The sequence below is a fragment of the Tractidigestivibacter sp. genome (genome assembly GCF_050946515.1).
Taxonomy (GTDB): domain Bacteria; phylum Actinomycetota; class Coriobacteriia; order Coriobacteriales; family Atopobiaceae; genus Tractidigestivibacter.
Map to the genome: position 1 here is coordinate 190,850 of NZ_JBMNUX010000001.1, position 17,241 is coordinate 208,090.

The 17,241-nt window shown below is 62.4% G+C and carries 16 protein-coding genes; 11 read left to right on the top strand and 5 right to left on the bottom strand.

What is annotated here, in order from left to right; genetic code table 11:
- Positions 1 to 115 precede the first annotated feature (115 nt).
- The 7 genes from thrS to ACOYJL_RS00815 all read left to right on the top strand — a co-directional run bounded on the left by thrS (position 116) and on the right by ACOYJL_RS00815 (position 9,083).
- Complete coding sequence (gene thrS, locus ACOYJL_RS00785) at positions 116 to 1,882, top strand: threonine--tRNA ligase (RefSeq protein WP_433568290.1); 1,767 nt, start codon at positions 116 to 118, stop codon at positions 1,880 to 1,882.
- Between the two features lie 435 nt (positions 1,883 to 2,317).
- On the top strand, positions 2,318 to 2,779 hold the full coding sequence (locus ACOYJL_RS00790; protein ID WP_433568291.1) for a DUF2975 domain-containing protein: 462 nt from the start codon (positions 2,318 to 2,320) through the stop codon (positions 2,777 to 2,779).
- Position 2,780: 1 nt separating this feature from the next.
- Positions 2,781 to 3,011, top strand: coding sequence for a helix-turn-helix domain-containing protein (locus ACOYJL_RS00795; RefSeq protein WP_433568292.1), 231 nt, complete (start codon positions 2,781 to 2,783; stop codon positions 3,009 to 3,011).
- A gap of 211 nt (positions 3,012 to 3,222) precedes the next feature.
- Positions 3,223 to 4,581 (top strand): DUF4153 domain-containing protein, encoded by a 1,359-nt coding sequence (locus ACOYJL_RS00800; protein WP_433568293.1) that lies wholly within the window; start codon positions 3,223 to 3,225, stop codon positions 4,579 to 4,581.
- 104 nt (positions 4,582 to 4,685) lie between these two features.
- Complete coding sequence (locus ACOYJL_RS00805) at positions 4,686 to 5,315, top strand: PLP-dependent transferase (protein WP_433568294.1); 630 nt, start codon at positions 4,686 to 4,688, stop codon at positions 5,313 to 5,315.
- A gap of 329 nt (positions 5,316 to 5,644) precedes the next feature.
- Positions 5,645 to 8,275, top strand: coding sequence for a bifunctional acetaldehyde-CoA/alcohol dehydrogenase (gene adhE / locus ACOYJL_RS00810; RefSeq protein ID WP_433568295.1), 2,631 nt, complete (start codon positions 5,645 to 5,647; stop codon positions 8,273 to 8,275).
- 34 nt (positions 8,276 to 8,309) lie between these two features.
- Positions 8,310 to 9,083 (top strand): aminoglycoside phosphotransferase family protein, encoded by a 774-nt coding sequence (locus tag ACOYJL_RS00815; protein ID WP_433568296.1) that lies wholly within the window; start codon positions 8,310 to 8,312, stop codon positions 9,081 to 9,083.
- A gap of 80 nt (positions 9,084 to 9,163) precedes the next feature.
- On the opposite strand, the gene ACOYJL_RS00820 is transcribed toward ACOYJL_RS00815, so the two are convergent.
- From ACOYJL_RS00820 to ACOYJL_RS00835, 4 genes are read right to left on the bottom strand one after another with little or no spacing between them, the layout of a single operon-like run.
- Entirely contained in the window at positions 9,164 to 9,655 is a 492-nt protein-coding gene (locus ACOYJL_RS00820; protein ID WP_433568297.1) for a dihydrofolate reductase, read from the bottom strand.
- 13 nt (positions 9,656 to 9,668) lie between these two features.
- Positions 9,669 to 10,517, bottom strand: coding sequence for a thymidylate synthase (gene thyA, locus ACOYJL_RS00825; RefSeq protein ID WP_433568298.1), 849 nt, complete (start codon positions 10,515 to 10,517; stop codon positions 9,669 to 9,671).
- 39 nt (positions 10,518 to 10,556) lie between these two features.
- Positions 10,557 to 10,985, bottom strand: coding sequence for a (deoxy)nucleoside triphosphate pyrophosphohydrolase (locus tag ACOYJL_RS00830; protein ID WP_433568299.1), 429 nt, complete (start codon positions 10,983 to 10,985; stop codon positions 10,557 to 10,559).
- Positions 10,982 to 11,710: an acyl-[acyl-carrier-protein] thioesterase gene (locus ACOYJL_RS00835; protein ID WP_433568300.1), complete on the bottom strand. Its 729-nt coding sequence runs from the start codon at positions 11,708 to 11,710 to the stop codon at positions 10,982 to 10,984. The genes ACOYJL_RS00830 and ACOYJL_RS00835 overlap by 4 nt, the downstream gene beginning before the upstream one ends.
- Before the next feature lie 280 nt (positions 11,711 to 11,990).
- On the opposite strand from ACOYJL_RS00835, the gene ACOYJL_RS00840 reads away from it, so the two are divergent.
- The 3 genes from ACOYJL_RS00840 to ACOYJL_RS00850 all read left to right on the top strand — a co-directional run bounded on the left by ACOYJL_RS00840 (position 11,991) and on the right by ACOYJL_RS00850 (position 14,869).
- Positions 11,991 to 12,578 (top strand): TetR/AcrR family transcriptional regulator, encoded by a 588-nt coding sequence (locus ACOYJL_RS00840; protein WP_433568301.1) that lies wholly within the window; start codon positions 11,991 to 11,993, stop codon positions 12,576 to 12,578.
- 168 nt (positions 12,579 to 12,746) lie between these two features.
- A complete protein-coding gene (locus ACOYJL_RS00845; RefSeq protein ID WP_433568302.1) occupies positions 12,747 to 13,748 on the top strand; it encodes an NADH:flavin oxidoreductase in 1,002 nt (333 codons plus the stop codon).
- 59 nt (positions 13,749 to 13,807) lie between these two features.
- On the top strand, positions 13,808 to 14,869 hold the full coding sequence (locus ACOYJL_RS00850) for a Gfo/Idh/MocA family protein (protein WP_433568303.1): 1,062 nt from the start codon (positions 13,808 to 13,810) through the stop codon (positions 14,867 to 14,869).
- 93 nt (positions 14,870 to 14,962) lie between these two features.
- Here the strand turns inward: ACOYJL_RS00850 and ACOYJL_RS00855 are convergent, their stop codons facing one another.
- Positions 14,963 to 15,937: a diacylglycerol/lipid kinase family protein gene (locus tag ACOYJL_RS00855; protein WP_433568304.1), complete on the bottom strand. Its 975-nt coding sequence runs from the start codon at positions 15,935 to 15,937 to the stop codon at positions 14,963 to 14,965.
- Positions 15,938 to 16,056: 119 nt separating this feature from the next.
- Here ACOYJL_RS00855 and rnd point away from each other — a divergent pair, with 119 nt between their 5' ends.
- Positions 16,057 to 17,187, top strand: a complete 1,131-nt coding sequence (rnd, locus tag ACOYJL_RS00860; RefSeq protein ID WP_433568305.1) for a ribonuclease D — start codon at positions 16,057 to 16,059, stop codon at positions 17,185 to 17,187.
- Positions 17,188 to 17,241: the final 54 nt, after the last annotated feature.

A 17,241-nucleotide genomic window follows, 5' to 3' on the forward strand; every position in this document is an offset into this window, starting at 1 on the left:
TCTGTCCATCCCTGGGTCAGCGACGGCCCGTGGCAGGTGCCATATGGCTCGCTTACGGGCGGGCCATTTTTTGTCGCCTTTATTGCTCATGCACTCACGACGGAAGGTTTTTCTCATGAAGGCTTTGTTCAACGACGGTCATGTCGAGGAGATTCCCGAGGACCAGGAGCTCCACGTCATTCGCCACTCTGCCGCCCACATCATGGCGCAGGCCATCAAGCGCCTGTACCCCGAGGCCGACTTCGCGTTCGGTCCGGCCACCGAGAACGGCTTCTACTACGACATCGACCTGCCCGAGGGCACCAAGATCACCGAGGACGACTTCCCCAAGATCGAGGCCGAGATGGCCAAGATCTGCAAGGAGAACCTCAAGTTCGAGACCTACGAGCTGCCCCGCGAAGAGGCCATCAAGCACATGCAGGAGCGCGGCGAGAAGTACAAGGTCGAGCACATCGGCGACCTGCCTGCAGACGCGCGCATCACCTTCTACAAGCAGGGCGAGTACGTCGACATGTGCGTGGGTCCGCACATCCTCTACACCAAGGCGCTCAAGGCCTTCAAGCTCACCGGCGTCTCGGGCGCGTACTGGAAGGGCGACAAGAACAACAAGATGCTCACGCGCGTGAACGGCATCGCCTTCCGCAACAAGGCCGAGCTTGCCGACTGGGAGCGCATGCGCGAGGAGGCCGAGAAGCGCGACCATCGCAAGATTGGCCAGGAGATGGAGATCTTCATGATGAGCGACGCCGGCCCGGGCTTCCCGTTCTGGCTGCCCAACGGCATGCGCATCAAGAACGCCCTGATGCAGTACTGGCAGGAGATGCAGGACGCCTATGGCTACGAGCAGGTGCAGACGCCCATCATCCTGTCGCGCAAGCTCTGGGAGACCTCCGGCCACTGGGACCACTACAAGGAGAACATGTACACCACGGTCATTGACGACGAGGACTACGCCGTCAAGCCGATGAACTGCCCGGGTGCCTGCCTCATCTACAAGAGCCGCCCGCGCAGCTACCGCGACCTTCCGCTGAAGCTCGCCGAGGCCGGCCTTGACCACCGTCACGAGCTGAAGGGCACGCTGCACGGCCTGTTCCGCGTGCGCGAGTTCACGCAGGACGACGCGCACCTGTTCATCCGTCCCGACCAGATCACCGAGCAGGTCACCGACGTCGCGCACCTGATCACGGCCTACTATCACCAGTTCGGCTTCCCGTATCGTGTCGAGCTCTCCACCCGCCCCGAGAACTCGATGGGCTCCGACGAGGACTGGGCGCGCGCCGAGCAGGGCTTGAAGGACGCGCTCGAGTCGATGGGCGTCGACTATAAGCTCAACCCCGGCGACGGCGCCTTCTACGGCCCTAAGATCGACTTCCACCTGCAGGACTGCCTTGGCCGCGAGTGGCAGTGCGGCACCATCCAGCTCGACTTCCAGCTGCCCGAGCGCTTCCAGCTCGAGTACACGGACAAGGACGGCACCAAGAAGCGCCCGATCATGATTCACCGCGCCGGCTTCGGCAGCTTCGAGCGCTTTACCGGCATGCTGATTGAGCAGTACGAGGGCAAGTTCCCCACGTGGCTCGCGCCGCTGCAGGTCAAGGTGCTGCCTGTCTCTGAGAAGAGCCGCGCCTACGCGCACGAGGTGGCAGACCGCCTGCGCCAGGCGAAGGTCCGCGTGAAGGTGGACGACCGCGACGAGAAGATCGGCTACAAGATTCGCGAGGCCCGCTCCGTCGATCGCGTGCCCTACATGCTGATCATTGGCGAGAAGGAGGCCGATGCGCACAACATCTCCGTCCGTGACCGCACGAACGAGACGCACCAGGCCGAGCTCGACGACTTCATCGCCGACATCACCGCCGAGATCGCCGAGCGCCGCGGCTAGCCCTTCTCGCCGCCCGGCGTCCGCACGCCCTTGTCGCACACCTCCATGAACCGTTGCGTTTTCAGCTACCTTACCTGCGGAAACGCAAGCCAACGCTACGGTTCGTGGAGGTGTCGTCGTATCTGTGCGCACACCGCCACGCTCCGTAGCATACGGTGCCCCGGCGTGGGCGAAACGCTACGGTTCGTGGAGGTGTGCGCAGGCACGTACACCGCCACGTTCCGTGCCGTTTGGGCGGCTGCGAGGCGTCAAACGCTACGGTTCGTGGAGGTGTGCGCAGGCAGGCACGCAAACCGCCACGCTCCGTGGCGTCCGGCGCGCGGCGGCATTTGGTGGTATGAAGGGAATTTATCGAAAAACGATAAATACATATTGAAAAACGATAAGATACGTCGTATGCTCTTCTCAGACAGAGGATGGGGAAGGGAGACGACAATGTCCAACAGGGTGCTTTCGTACGTGCTGAGGCTCGTCGACGCGTTGGCGCTCGTGGCGCTTCTTGTCGTTGCAAACCAGGTGATCCCAGGGGCGGAGTCCTACGGCACGCTTCCCGCTGGCTCGACCATCGCCTTCTCAATTGGCTGCGTGCCGCTTGTCTACCTCGCCTACGTTGCCAACCGCCTCTTTGGAGCCATCGGCAGGGGAGACACCTTTGTGAAGGAGAACGCCACCCGACTCAAGCGCATGGGCGCCGCATCGGCAGCGAGCGCTGCGGTGTGGGTCGTTTGCCTGGTGATTTGCGTCGTAATGGGCGTGGGAGACGGCCACTTCTCGGTATATGAGGTCCTTACGGTTGCCCTTATCTTTACGGTTGCGCTTTCCGTCATCTGCTTTGCCCTCGGCCTTCTGACCGACCGCGCTGCTGACATCAAGTCAGAAAACGATATGACGGTGTGACATGGGGCGAATTCAAGTTGACTTGGACGTGATGCTGGCCCAGCGCCACATGACCCTGACGGAGCTCTCAGAGCGCGTGGGCATCACCGTCCCCAACCTTTCTAACCTCAAGACCGGCAAGGCGAAGGCCATCCGTTTCACGACGCTTGCCGCAATTTGTCGCGAGCTCAATTGTCAACCTGCCGACTTGCTGCGCTACGTTCCGGACGAGGGCGCGGACGAGGAAAGCTAGCCGAATAAGGAGAAACACAATGGAATATCAAAACTTCAATGGGGACACCCAGCTGCCCCCAGCGCAAGCCTGTGCAAAAAATAGCGAGAATTTCGACGCACGGCCCCTGTCACCAACGACTTCAAAGTGGCTGTGGGCGTCCCTTGGCACGTCGTGCGCGCTTTCTGCCTTCTGGTGCGCGGCATCAGATCCTGTCGGGGTCTCTCTTCCCTTGATCCTCAGCGGAGGATGGGCCCTCTCGGTCTCCATCTGGGGCTTCATCGCCGCGCTCCTCGCCATTCGCGCGCATGCCGGGGGAGCATTTCCGCGCCTTGGATGGCGAGAATGGACGGCCGTCGTGCTCGCGGCGCTTCTCGCCCTGGTGCCGGCGATCAACGCAAGCTACGACGTCAGGATCGCCAACGCCTTTCTGCTCGGCCTCGTTTGCATGGTGGGCTTTGAGCGGGCGGTTTCGCCTCGGGCCCTCGGAAGCATGTCGCCGACGGAGCCGCTTGCCGCAATCGGCGAGTTCTTCAAGAGGCAGCTTGCGGGCTCAAGGCTCCTCCGCAGCCTTCTCAAGAGCCGTGAGGGAAACGTCCTTGGCGTCGCGGTCGGACTTCTCTTTGCATTCGTCGTCCTTCAGATTGCGGTGCCTCTGCTTGCCGCGGCCGACCCGCTCTTCTCGTCGCTGACATCAAATGTCTTTCGACCGTTCATCAATAGCGGAGCGGCCAACAACGTCTGGCGCATCCTTCGCTTCATGATCATCGCAATCATCGCGTTCTCGCTGCTCTCGTCTGCGGCCATAGCGGAAGCCCGCCAGGCGGCCTCAGTGCCCAAAGCAGCGTCCGGCCAAAGAAAGCCCGCAAGCATAGTGTCGGTCGTCACGGCTCTCGGCGCAATCGACGCCTGCTACTTGGTCTTCGTCTTTGCCGAGATGAGCTATCTCTTTGGGTTTGCGGGCTCCACGGGCGTCGCCGAGTACGCTCGCTCCGGCTTCTTCCAGCTTGTGGGAGTCTCTATCCTGAACCTCGCCGTGCTCTCGCTTGCCCTGACCCTGCGCACGAACGCTCAAAGAGTACGTGCCGTCACGGTGCTTGAGCTCGTGCTCGTTGGCGTGACTGCCGTCATGGTCGTCTCTTCTGGCTGGCGCATGAGCCTCTACGTCGCTGAGTATGGCCTTTCGCTCCTTCGCCTGGCGACCTTTTTCGGCATGGCTGCCATAGCGGTCCTTCTCGCTCTGGCAGCCGCTCGCATCGCTAACCCCAGCCTTCGCATCTTCGGCGCGGCTGCCCTTTGCGTCGTGGCTCTCTGGCTGGGATTTGCGCTGTGCCGCCCTGCGGCGGTCGTGGCCAACTACAACGTTGGCGCCTATCTCTCTGGAAGCCTGGAGCGCATGGACGTCGACTACCTCTACGAGCTTGGTCCGGATGCCCTTGCTGCCTTGGAGCGGCTTTCCAGCGCAGGAGATTCGGAGGGCGCGGCAGCTGCTGCGACATCTGTCGAGGCACGGGAGAAGGCCCATCTTCTTGCGAATGAAATGAGCGCGGAGGCGTGGGGCGAGCGCAGCGTCTTTGATGCCCTTGCGTAGTGTGATAGAACACTTCTTGAAGCATCGGCCGTCGCTTGGGGATCGGCCGTAGCGGCAACCAGCTCCCCTGCGGCAGCATAGACGTGAAGATGGCGGAAGGCGAAATGGCGAGAAGGTCTCACCTTTATTGCGGCAGCGTAGGCCCCGTGCGCGCATGGGCTGCCAGCCTCGTGTCGAGCGGCCTTGCCCTGCAGCCCGTCGAGCCCCTCGCCGGCTTTCCCATCTCTTGCACCGACGTGCGCGAGAAGTGCGCTGCCTGTCACAAGAGGGGAGGGCGTGCCCTTGTCGCCCTCGGGCCCTGCGTCGGGTCATGCCCCGCCATTCGCCTTGGCGCCGACCTTGCGTGGGGCCAGCTCACAAACGACCGCGCCATCGCTTGGCTGGCTGACGATGCCGCGGGCTCCGTTCCCATTCCTGACGGCCTCTTGGCACCAGCGTCTTCCGGCGAGCTCGAACTTCTCGACTGCCTTGCCAAAGAATGGGCCTCGCGATCTGACTCCGCGCAGGTCGTCGCCAGCTACCTCGCCTGCCATCCCCGCGTGAGCGAGGTTCGCTATCCCGGGCTTCGCCAAGACCTCTCCTTCAGCATCGCGGCGCGCACGCTCGAGCGCGGCTTTGGCCCCATCGTCGACTATCGGACGCGCGGCAAGGGCGAAGGCGGCTGGCGGCGCTACGTGGCAACGGCGGACGATCCCTTTGCCCAGGTGATGGAGCTGGAACGCCTTCTCGCATAGCTCTTGCCGGATTGCTCGCCAGTCCCACCTGCCTTGCGCCTGCGCCTGCCAGCCCAGCGACCACGCCTCCGGTCATGCCCCGCCTTTCGTAAAGAGTGATTCTCGGCCGCATTTATGCTATTAGTCCAAAAGTCGACCCCCCATTGAGTGAATTCTCTAACTAGCTGTACAATCAACAGCGGCGTCAATGCCCAATCTTGGGCAGGCGGCGCCCATTTGCAATGTCACTTGATGCTTTGCTTTGGCTTTACCAGCCTGCCTTCCGCAGGCGCCTACAGACATTGGCTTGTCCGGGGCTTGTCCCGGTCACCAGAGAACATGGAGGTAACATGGCAAAGAAAGCCACCGAGAAGGCAACCGTCATCGACAGCGTTGACGCGTTGGCAACTCGCATCCAAGAGATGCGAGAGGCTCAGGCGGAGTTCGCCACCTTCAGCCAAGAGCAGGTCGACAAGATCTTCTATGCCGCTGCCATGGCCGCGAACAAGGCCCGTATCCCGCTTGCCCAGATGGCGGTCGAGGAGACCGGCATGGGCGTCATGGAGGACAAGGTCATCAAGAACCACTTTGCCTCCGAGGAGATCTACAACAAGTACAAGAACCTCAAGACCTGCGGCGTCATCGAGGACAACCCCGCTTACGGCTACAAGAAGATTGCCGAGCCCCTCGGCATCATCGCTGCCGTCATCCCCACCACCAACCCGACCTCCACGGCCATCTTCAAGACCCTCATCTGCCTGAAGACCCGCAACGCCATCATCATCAGCCCGCACCCCCGCGCCAAGAAGTGCACCATCGAGGCCGCCCGCATCGTGCGCGACGCCGCAGAGGCCGCTGGCTGCCCCAAGGGCATCATCGACTGGGTTCCCTCGCCCACGATCGACCTCACCGGCGCCCTCATGGGCTCCGTCGACTGCATCCTCGCAACCGGCGGCCCCGGCATGGTCAACGCGGCCTACAGCTCTGGCAAGCCCGCCCTCGGCGTCGGCCCTGGCAACAACCCCGCCATCATCGACAGCTCCGCGGACATCGAGCTCTCCGTCAACTCGATCATCCACTCCAAGACCTTCGACAACGGCATGATCTGCGCCACCGAGCAGAACGTCATCGTCCTCGACGACGTCTATGACGCCGTCAAGGCCGAGTTCGAGAAGCGCGGCTGCTTCTTCCTCAAGGGCGACGACATCGACAAGGTCGGCAACACCGTCATCGTCAACGGCGGCGTCAACGCCAAGATGGTCGGCCAGCCTGCCACCAAGATCGCGGCCGCCGCGGGCGTCGAGGTTCCTCCCTCGACCAAGGTCCTCATCGGCGAGACCGAGTCCGTCGACCCGTCCAACCCGTGGGCTCACGAGAAGCTGACCACTATCCTCGGCATGTACCATGCCAAGGACTTCGACGAGGCCCTCGCCAAGGCATCGCGCCTCGTCGCTGACGGCGGCTACGGCCACACGGCGTCGCTGTTCGTCGACCCCAACGAGAAGGACAAGATCGCCAAGCACGCCAACACCATGAAGGCCTGCCGCATCCTCATCAACACCCCGGCTGCCATGGGCGGCATCGGCGACCTCTACAACTTCATGCTTCCGCCTTCGCTCACCCTTGGCTGTGGCTCTTGGGGCGGCAACTCCGTCTCTGGCAACGTCGGCCCGATGCATCTGCTCAACATCAAGTCCGTGGCTGAGAGGCGTGAGAACATGCTGTGGCTTCGTACCCCCGAGAAGGTCTACTTCAAGAAGGGCTGCATGCCCGTCGCCCTCCGCGAGCTCAAGGAGGTCTACAACAAGAAGCGCGCCTTCATCGTCACCGACTCCTTCCTGTACACCTCCGGCTTCACCAAGAAGATCGAGGCGTCCCTCGACGAGATGGGCATCGACCACGCAAGCTTCTGGTCCATCTCCCCTGACCCGAAGCTGCAGGACGCCGAGAAGGGCGAGGAGCTCCTGCGCGCCTTTGCCCCTGACTGCATCATCGCCATCGGCGGCGGCTCCGCAATGGACGCCGGCAAGATCATGTGGGCCATGTACGAGAACCCGGACGAGAAGTTCGAGGACATGTCCATGGACTTCATGGACATCCGCAAGCGCGTCTACAACTTCCCCAAGATGGGCAAGAAGGCGTTCTTCGTCGCAATCCCGACGTCCTCCGGCACCGGCTCCGAGGTCACCCCGTTCGCCATCATCACCGACGCGCGCAACGGCGTTAAGTACCCCATCACCGACTACGAGCTCATGCCCAACATGGCCATCGTCGACACCGACAACATGATGACCCAGCCCAAGGGCCTCACCGCCGCATCCGGCGTCGACGTCCTCACGCACTGCCTCGAGGCGTACGTCTCCATCATGCACTCCGACTTCACCGACAGCTTCGCGCTGCGCGGCATGAAGCTCGTCTTCGAGTACCTGCCCCGCGCCTTCGACAACCCCAACGACGTCGAGGCCCGCGACCACATGGCCAACGCCTCCACGCTGGGCGGCCTTGCCTTCGCCAACGCCTTCCTGGGCGTCAACCACTCCATGGCGCACAAGCTCGGCGCGTTCCACCACATCCCGCACGGCCTGGCCAACGCCGTCATCCTGAAGCGCGTCATGACCTACAACGCCGCCGAGCGCCCGGTCAAGATGGGCACCTTCTCGCAGTACGACCACCCGATGGCACTGCAGCGCTACGCGGAGTGCGGGCGCTACTGCGGCTGCACCGGCGACACCGACAAGGAGGTCTTCGAGAACTTCCTCGACAAGATCCAGGAGCTCTTCGACCACGTGGGCGTCAAGCACACGATTGCCGAGTACGGCGTCGACGAGCAGTACTTCCTCGACACCCTTGACGAGATGAGCCTGCAGGCCTTCAACGACCAGTGCACCGGCGCCAACCCGCGCTACCCGCTCGTGTCCGAGATCAAGTCGCTCTACCTTGACGCCTACTATGGCCGCCCGATGAGCAGCTACGAGGACTAGCTCTGCACACCCATTGACTTTCAGGAGGCATATCATGCAGCTTTCCGATGACAAGGTCGAACTTGCCCGTCGCCACAACAAGGTTGTCTACCGCGACGGCGACAGGATCGTGAAGGTCTTCGTTCCCACCAAGCCCGCCGCTGACGTCTTCCGCGAGGCGCTGAACCTTGCTCGCATCTCCGAGTCCAGCCTCAACACCCCTCAGGTCCTTGAGGTCTCCCAGGTCGAGGACGGCTCATGGGCGCTCTCGACCAAGTACTTCCCGGGCAAGACCCTTCACGACCTCATGGTCGAGGCCAAGGGCACGCCCAAGTTCGACGAGCTTCTCGAGCAGTTCGTCGACCTTCAGATCAAGGTCCAGGACACCGAGCCCCCCGCGGCTTTGAACCCCCAGCGCGACAAGGTCGTCCGCATGATCGGCCGCGTCAAGTCACTTGACCCGTCCGCTCGCTACGACCTCCAGATGCGCGCCGACCGCCTTCGCAACGGCCACTCCATCTGCCACGGCGACTTCAACCCCACCAACGTCATCATCGGCGACGACGGCGAGGTCATGATCTGCGACTGGACGCACGTCACGATCGGCCTTCCCGATGCCGATGCGGCAATGACCTACATGCTGTTCACGCTCGAGTTCCCCGAGGCCGCCGACCAGTACCTGTCGCTCTTCTCCAAGAAGGCAGACATCCCCGTGCAGAAGATTCGCTACTGGCTGCCCGTCGTGGCCGCCGCAGAGCTCTCCCGCAACCGCAAGGAGAACGAGGAGTTCCTCCGCACTTGGATTGACGTCGCGACCGACTACGAGTAAGGCATCTCTCTCCGTTAATCAAAGGCGGCGCCAGGCACGAGGCCTGGCGCCGCCTTTTGTGTCATGTGGCTTGAAGGCCGCTAGTTCCGCTCGTAGGTGACAAACGAGAACGAGATGCCCGTCTTGGTCTGGCCGCCTGGCTCGACGCTCGCCACGTGCCAGCCTGCGTCTTCGTCGAGGTTTGGGAAGAAGGCGTCTGCCGGGCGCAGGCAGTCGTTCTTCGTCACGATGGCGCGCTCGCAGTGGGGGAGAAGCTGGCGGTAGACGCTCTCGCCGCCAATCACCCATACATGGTCTGGGTCGTCGCCCGCCACGGCGGCAAGCGCCTCGTCCACCGAGTGGACAACCTCCGCCCCCTCGACGGCATAGTCGGGGCTTCTCGTGAGGACGATGTTCCGGCGGTTCTTGAGGGGCCTTTTCCCGGGGAAGCCCTCCAGGGTCGTGCGACCCATGATGACGGTGCCGCCCGTGGTGTGCTCCACGAACGAATGCATGTCCGCCTTGTTGTGAATGAGCAGCTGGCCTTGGTAGCCAATGCCCCAGTCTTGGCAGACGGCAACTATCGCGTTCATGCTCGCTCCTGTCCTAGATGGCGATTGGGATGTCCTTCACCTGAGGGCCGTGCTGGTAGTTCTCCACGATGAGGTCGTCCGTCGTGAAGTCGTAGAAGTCCGTGACGTCAGGGTTCAGGCGCACCACAGGCGCAGGATAGGTGGGGCGGCTGATGAGCTCCTTGATGATGGGGACGTGGCGGTCGTAGATGTGGGCGTCGGAGATCATGTGCACGAGCTCTCCGGCATGCATGTTGGAGACCTGCGCCACCATCATCAAAAGGATCGCGTACTGGCAGACGTTCCAGTTGTTGGCGGCGAGCACGTCTTGGCTGCGCTGGACAAGCAGCATGTTGAGCGTGGGCTTGTCGTCTCCCGGCTCCTGCGTCACGTTGTAGATGGCGTTGTACGCGCAGGGGTAGAGGTGCATCTCGGAGAGGTCCGCGAAGTTGTAGAGGTTGGTCATGATGCGGCGGCTGTAGGGGTTCACGCGCAGGTCAAAGAGCACGCGGTCCATCTGGTCGAAGTCGCCCTCGGGGTAGTGGGAGACCTGTGCCACCTGGTATCCGTACGCCTTGCCGATCGAGCCTGTCTCGTCCGCCCACTCGTCCCAGATGTGGGGCTTGAGGTCGTGGATGTTGTTGGACTTTCGCTGGTAGATCCAGAGCACCTCGTCCATGGCAGACTTCAGTGCCGTGCGGCGAAGCGTGATGGCGGGAAACTCCTCGCGAAGGTCATAGCGGTTGCAGACCCCGAAGCGCTTGATGGTGTAGGCGGGCGTGCCGTCTGGCCAGTGTGGCCGCACCTTCTGCCCTTCGGTCGTCGTCCCATGCTCGATGATGTCCGAGCACATGCTGATGAAGATGTCGTCTGCCTTGCTCATGCGCTTGGCTCCTCTCGCTCGTTGTGAATGGGGTAGTTGCTATATCTGCTCGCCGCCGGCGATGAGGTCCCAGCTGGGGCCGAGCTCTTGGGCGAGCTTTCTGTCTGCCGCAAGCCAGGGAAGCGTCGCCAGCCCCTCCTGGCCAATCCATCGCAGCTCCTTGTGCACGAGCGGCTTTGGCTCTGCGTCGGGGTCTATCGTTGCGACGAAGCAGTCCATCGACAGGTGGAAGTCGGGATAGTCGTACTCAAGGGTGTCGACCTGCCACATCGTCTTGAGCTCGCAGCCCAGCTCTTCGAGGATCTCGCGCCTGCAGGCGGCCTCGCTCGTCTCGCCGGGCTCCACCTTGCCTCCAGGGAACTCCCAACTGAAGATGTCATCGCTTCGGCGCGCCGCCAAGGCCTGCCCCTCCCTTACGATGATGGCCGCCGCCACATGAAGCGTCTTTCTGTCCTGCTGGCCGCTCATTTGATGGCTCCAAGGCGGACGATGGCATAGGGCTTGCCGCTTGCTGCGTTCAAGCTTACGGTGCAGGCGCCGTCGCCCTCGGGAAAGACGACCGGCTGGATGGTGTCGCCGAGAAGAGCCATCTCGCGGTACTGGATGTCAAGGCGGGTGGGATCGGCGCTATAGCCAGCCGCATCTGCCGCGCCGATGGAGAAGCGCAGGTACTCGGCATTGTTGACGTGACGGTTTGTGTCGAGGTACTGCTCGGTCACCACGATGGGCCTCGTGCTTTGGCCGGCGGCATCGCTCGAGGGGGCGAGCCGCCGAGAGATCTTTGGCAAATCAGGGCGCGGGGTGTCCTCGAGGTAGACGCGGTCGGGCTCGCCAATCGTGACGACCTTCTTCTCTTGGAAGTTGAACAGGCACCATTGCGAGTCGGCGAGCACGCGAGTGTTGCCCTGCTCGTCTGCGATCCTGAAGGCGCGGCTCGCGCGGATGCTCTTCAGGTCATAGCACCAGGTAGAGATCGTGATGTCGTCGGTGAAGCGCGGCATGTCGTAGATCTGTATCAGCCACGAGGTCACGAACCAGCCGAGGTGGTCGTGGTTCAGCTCCTTAAGGCCGCGGTGGACCGCCTCGCTGTGGAACGTCGAGCAATCCTGTAGGTAGTTCATCATCGAATAGAGCGTCAAGACGCCGTCCTCGTCGCATTCGCTATAGCGAACCCTGCCATCAAATGAGTACATGTGGCCTCCAGTGACCGTTGCGTATCTAAGTTACCTTAGCAGCAATGGTTCCCCGTTCAATCGTCTTCCACAATACGAATGCGCGGGCGCAAAGTCGAAGCCTGCCAGGAGCTTTCTGGGGAAGCGGGGGGCGCCCTTCACGGATGCGCGGCTCGTGCCCGAAGGCGGCGTCAATATCTTTTGGCTGATGGGGTAGACTGCAAGAGAGCTTCTACCAGATGGGGGAGCCATTTCCCAGAGGGGAAATGGCTTCGCGCGCTATGTCATGAGAAAGGAAGCCATGGCTACGGGCAAGCCGGTCGACCTTCGCATAAGGCGCTCAAAGGCGGCAATTCGTGCCGCGGTGGCATCCCTTATGGCAGACCGTGGACCTGACGATGTGAGCGCAAAGGACGTAGCTGCGACCGCGCTCATCAATAAGAAGACCTTCTACGCGCATTATCCCAGCGTCAAGGCGGTGGTCGATGAGCTCGAGAGCGATGCCGTTCGCGAGGTCGTCGATGTTGTACGGCAAGCGAGCCTGACGAGCGTTGAGGGGATTGCAGAGGGGTGCTTGCGGCTGCGCGACCTCGCCCAAGACGGCGCCACGGCCTTTGGCTCAATCATAGGCACCCGCATGCGCCCATTTCTCCTCGAGCGCTTGCGAGAAGAGCTCTCGTCCCAGCTCATGGTTTCTGTAGGCTCATCTGAGCGGCTTGGAAGCGCCGTAAAAGACGGCGCGGGCTACGCCGTCGACTTTGTCGCGGGCGGGGTCGTCTCGCTCCTTGACGCTTGGCTTTCTGACGGCGATGGCATGTCGGCCGAGGACGTGGCGGAGTCCTTGGCTCCCGCGCTGAGCCCTTACACAAAGATCGCGCTCGCTTCGTGACCCAGCTCCCGGATGGCGATAGGTCTTTTGCCAAGCCGCTGTATTGAGCGTAAGGCGAGCGTGGGAACTTTGGTCAAGCTTGTTCTCTAAGGCGAAGCGATGCGTGTCAGATTGTTCTAGAATTTATGGGTCTTGTGCCTGACGTACGTCTGCGAGAGGAAGCTGCGCATGTCCTTGATCGCTCAGCCCATACAAATTGGTCACCTCATGCTTAGGAATCGCATCGTCATGACCGCTGTCGACCGCAGCCTGGCTGACGAGGACGGCGAGGTAACCGATGCAATGCTCGATCATTACACCAAGATTTTGGCGGCCGGCCCCTGCGGGCTTTGCATCACCGAGCACGCCTATGTGAGGCGCGACGGCCTTACGCACTCAAGCCAGCTTGCCGCTTCTGACGATGGCTGCATCGAGGGGCTCTCTCGCCTTGCCGAGTGCTGCCATGCAACAGAGACGCCGGTTTTGCTGCGCTTGAGCCATGCCGGCTCTATGGCCGACCCCACGGAGGTTCCCGAGCCTGTGGCCCCGAGCCCCGTCTTCAACCCGTTCTTTCCCTCGGCCGGCCGCACGCTTCCGCACGAGCTGACCGAGCTCGAGATCGAGCGCCTGATTATCCGCTTCCTTAATGCGGCCGTTCGGGCCAAGAAGGCTGGCTTCGACGGGGTCGAGCTGCACTGTGGCCATGGCTACCTCTTGAACGAATTTTACTCTCCGCTCACGAACAAGCGCGTCGACCAGTTTGGCCCCGCATCAATCATGAGCCGCATGCGCGCGCTGCTTGAGACCGTCTATTACATTCGCTCTGTCATCGGCTCAGACTTCATCGTGAGCGTCTGCCTGGGAGCGAGCGACTACGCCTTTGGTGGCTCCACCATCGAGGACGCGGCCGAAGCCGCTCGCTCGCTTCATGGCGCGGGCGTCGACGTGATCTGCGTCTCTGGAGGGCTGCGCGGCAACTCCCGTCCGGACACCGACCAGGCCGGCTGGTTCTCGGACGCCTCGACGGCCGTTCGCGAGCAGTCCTCGGTGCCGGTGATCTTGAAGGGCGGGATTCGCACCGCCGCAGACGCCCGGAGGCTTTTGGGAGACGGAGCCTGCGACCTAGTGGGCGTGGGGCGCACCCTCGAGCGCCATCTCGACTGGGCAAACAAGGCGCTCGTTGAGGAATAGCGCGCAGGCGGGTTGGTGTGGCGCTTGCGCAGCAAGTTTGGGAGCAAAGGGGATGGACGATGGACAAGATTCGCATTGCAACAATTGGCTCGAGCCTCATCGCGCAGCGCTTCCTTGATGCGCTCGACCGCTATGACGGCGCAACCTATGCCGGTGCCTATTCGAGAGACCCTGGCCGGGCGCGCGAGCTCTCTGCCGCGCATGGCGGGAGCGGCTCGTTTTCCGACCTCGATGTCCTTGCAGCCAGTCCCGCGGTCGACGCGGTCTACGTCGCCTCTCCCAACGCGCTCCATGCGGGGCAGGCGGCGAAGATGGTCGCGGCGGGAAAGCACGTGCTCGTGGAGAAGTCCTTTGGCTCAAACCGCGCCGAGGCGGCCTCGGTCTTCTCGGCGGCTCGCGAGAAGGGCGTCGTCGCCCTCGAGGCGATGCGTCCCGTCCATGCCCCTGGATTCAAGAAGATTCAGGAGACGCTTCCTAAGCTTGGCGAGGTGCGCCTCGTCTACCTCGGCTTCTCTAAGGTGACCTCTCGCATTTCTCGCTTCCGCGCCGGCGAGCGCCTCAACATCTTTGACACGCGCTTCTCTGCTGGGGCCCTCATGGACATCGGCGTGTACTGCGTGGAGCCCGCGATTGCGCTCTTCGGGTCTCCGGAGCGCGTCAGCTCAAGCGTCGTGACGGCGCCCGTGGTGGGAGAGGAGCCGGGGAGCCGCTACGGGACCATCGACCTTGCGGGCACGATCACGCTGAGCTATCCGGGGAAGTCCGTCGTGCTGTCATATGGCAAGCTCACTGACGACCTCATCTCATGCCAGATCCAGGGCGAGGAGGGGACGCTTCTCTTTGACGGTGTCTCCACGCCGGGCAACCTCCGCCTTTGCGTCCACGAGCAGAAGGCCATGACCTGGGGGACCGTAGGCGGCGCCGAGCAGGCCATTCCTGTCGACACCCCCGAAAACGACATGGTCTGCGAGCTCGACGACTTCTGCCGCGCGGTGCGCGGCGAGAAGGACGCCCTTGCCTTCAGGGACGCGTGCGAGAAGGTCACGCTCGACTCGCTCGCCGTCATGGACGAGGTGCGCTCGCAGGCCGGCGTGCGCTTCCCTGCAGACGACGCTCGCTAGCTTGCCGGCATCCTTCGCGCTTCGGGGCCTGAAAAAATGAGGCGGTCGCTCTTCTCGGGCGACCGCCTTTTTGTCACGCTATGCTCGCGCTTCCTACTGCATGGGGTAGGCAATCTCTCCGCCTCCGTCAAAGCGAGGCTGCGGGGCCTCTTTTGGTCGGTACGGGCTCATGGAGTCAACGATCACGTTGCAGCAGGAGGGGACCACGCGCGCTTGGTACTCGGTCACGCTTGGGCATACCACGTCGCCGTCCACCTCAAGCGGTATGGGCTCAGAGCTCCTGACGGTGATCCTGCGGCCGCGGAACGACTCGATGTGAGGCCGTCCTATGGCCTTCCCCTCCTTGTCCACGAGCCCAAACAGAATCGGCCGAATCAGCTGCGCGGCATCTTGGGTCTCGAGCACGATGACGTCCAGTATCCCGTCGTCCATGCGGCAGTCGGGCACGATCTGTATGTCGCCCTGCATCATCGCATTGTTGGCGACAAGGCACGAGATTCCGTCTCTCTCATAGGTCTTGCCATCGACCGTGATGGCGAAGTGCAGCACGGTGGGGTGGGAGTTCTGGAACGCCGCGGCGAAGTAGGCGGCCTCGCCCATCGCGGCCTTGTTTGGCAGCGCTGCCTGCATCAGCTGCGCATCGTAGCCGGTCCCGGACATCAGGCCGAACTCCTTCGACTGCGGGGTGCCCTTCTCGTCCTTCCAGAGCATCTCCCCGAGGTCGATCTTGGCGGTGGCGCCCACGCGGCACGCTCTCGCGAGCGCGGAAGGCTCGGGGCCGTTGCCGATGTTCGCGGAGAGGAGGTTGGCCGTTCCTGACGGGAACACGCAAGCAGAGACCTCGCGGTTCTTCAAGGCGCCGAGCAGGCTGGTGACGGTTCCGTCGCCTCCTGAGAGGACGCAGACGTCATAGTCCTCGGCGTCGGCGGTGGCTTCCTCTGCCGTGAAGTCTTCTGTCAAGCTGCGAAATATGCACTCGTCTCCCGCATGGACCAGTGCGCGCTCAAACTCAAATATCGAGTCAGATCCGAAGCCTGACTTAGGGTTATGGATGATGAGACTGCGCATGAGCCTCCCTCCCGTACGTATGCGTGGCGTGCGCATGTATCATTATGCAGTTGCAGGCCGAAGGCCTCTCACGCCATCCTATGGTAGCCCATGACAAATACAACGATTTGGAGCCATCTGTGTACATCTCGACGAGCGACGAACTAAGGGACTTCTGCGACAAGATCAGAGGTGCCCGCGTTGTTGCCGTGGACACCGAGTTTTTGCGCGAGAAGACCTATCGTCCGCTTCTGTGCCTGATTCAGGTTGGCACCAAAGACCAGATTGGCGCCGTGGACCCGCTTCTCGTCGACGACCTTACTCCGCTGGCAGAGGTTTTTGCCGACGAGAGCGTCACGAAGGTCTTCCATGCCTGCGGGCAAGACCTCGAGGCTATCTACGACACCATGGGCGTGATCTGCAAGCCCGTGTTTGACACTCAGGTCGCCGCCGCCTTCCTTGGGATGCGGCAGCAGACGAGCTATGCGGCCGTTGTCGAGGGCTATTGCAACGTCCATCTGCCCAAGGCCGAGTCATTGACCGACTGGTCGCACCGCCCGCTTGACCCCGAGCAGCTTGTCTATGCCGAGGATGACGTTCGCTACCTGCCCGCGATCTACGATGCCATGATTGACAAGCTCGTCCGCAAGGACCGCCTCTCTTGGGTCGAGCCCGAGATGGCCGCCCTGACCGAGCTGTCTCGCGTGCGCAAGGACCCGCGCGAGGCCTACCTCAAGCTCCGCCGCTCGAACTCTCTCACGAGAAGGCAGCTCGCCATTGCCCGCGAGGTCTGCGCCTGGCGAGAGGAGACGGCCTCCAAAAGAAACGTCCCCAAGAAGTGGATCGTCTCCGACGAGGTCCTCGTCGAGGTCTGCCGGCGCGCCCCAAAGAACGTGCAGTCGTTGCGCAAGATTCGTGGGACCGAGCAGCTGAGCGCAAAGGACGGCGCTGCGCTCGTGGAGGCCGTCGCTGCGGGGGAGCGCGTTCCTGCCTCCGAGTGCCCCTCTCACGAGAAGCACTACCACGCCACGACCGAGATCGAGAGCGTCGTCGATTTGATGTACGCGCTTGTCCGCCTCGTTTCCGAGCAGTCTGGCGTTGCCGCGCAGCTCATTGCCACGCGCGATGATCTTGCCGGCTTCATTCGCGACCGTAAGAGCTCGCCGCTTTTGGTTGGATGGCGCAAGGAGCTTGTGGGCGACAAGCTCGTTCAGCTGCTTGAGGGCGAGACAGGCCTTACCGTCAGAGAGGGGCGGGTGGAGTTCATCTAGGCGTGGATAAGCAATTCCCGCGTATGCTGAATTTCTGTCTGGGGGCTCAGGTAG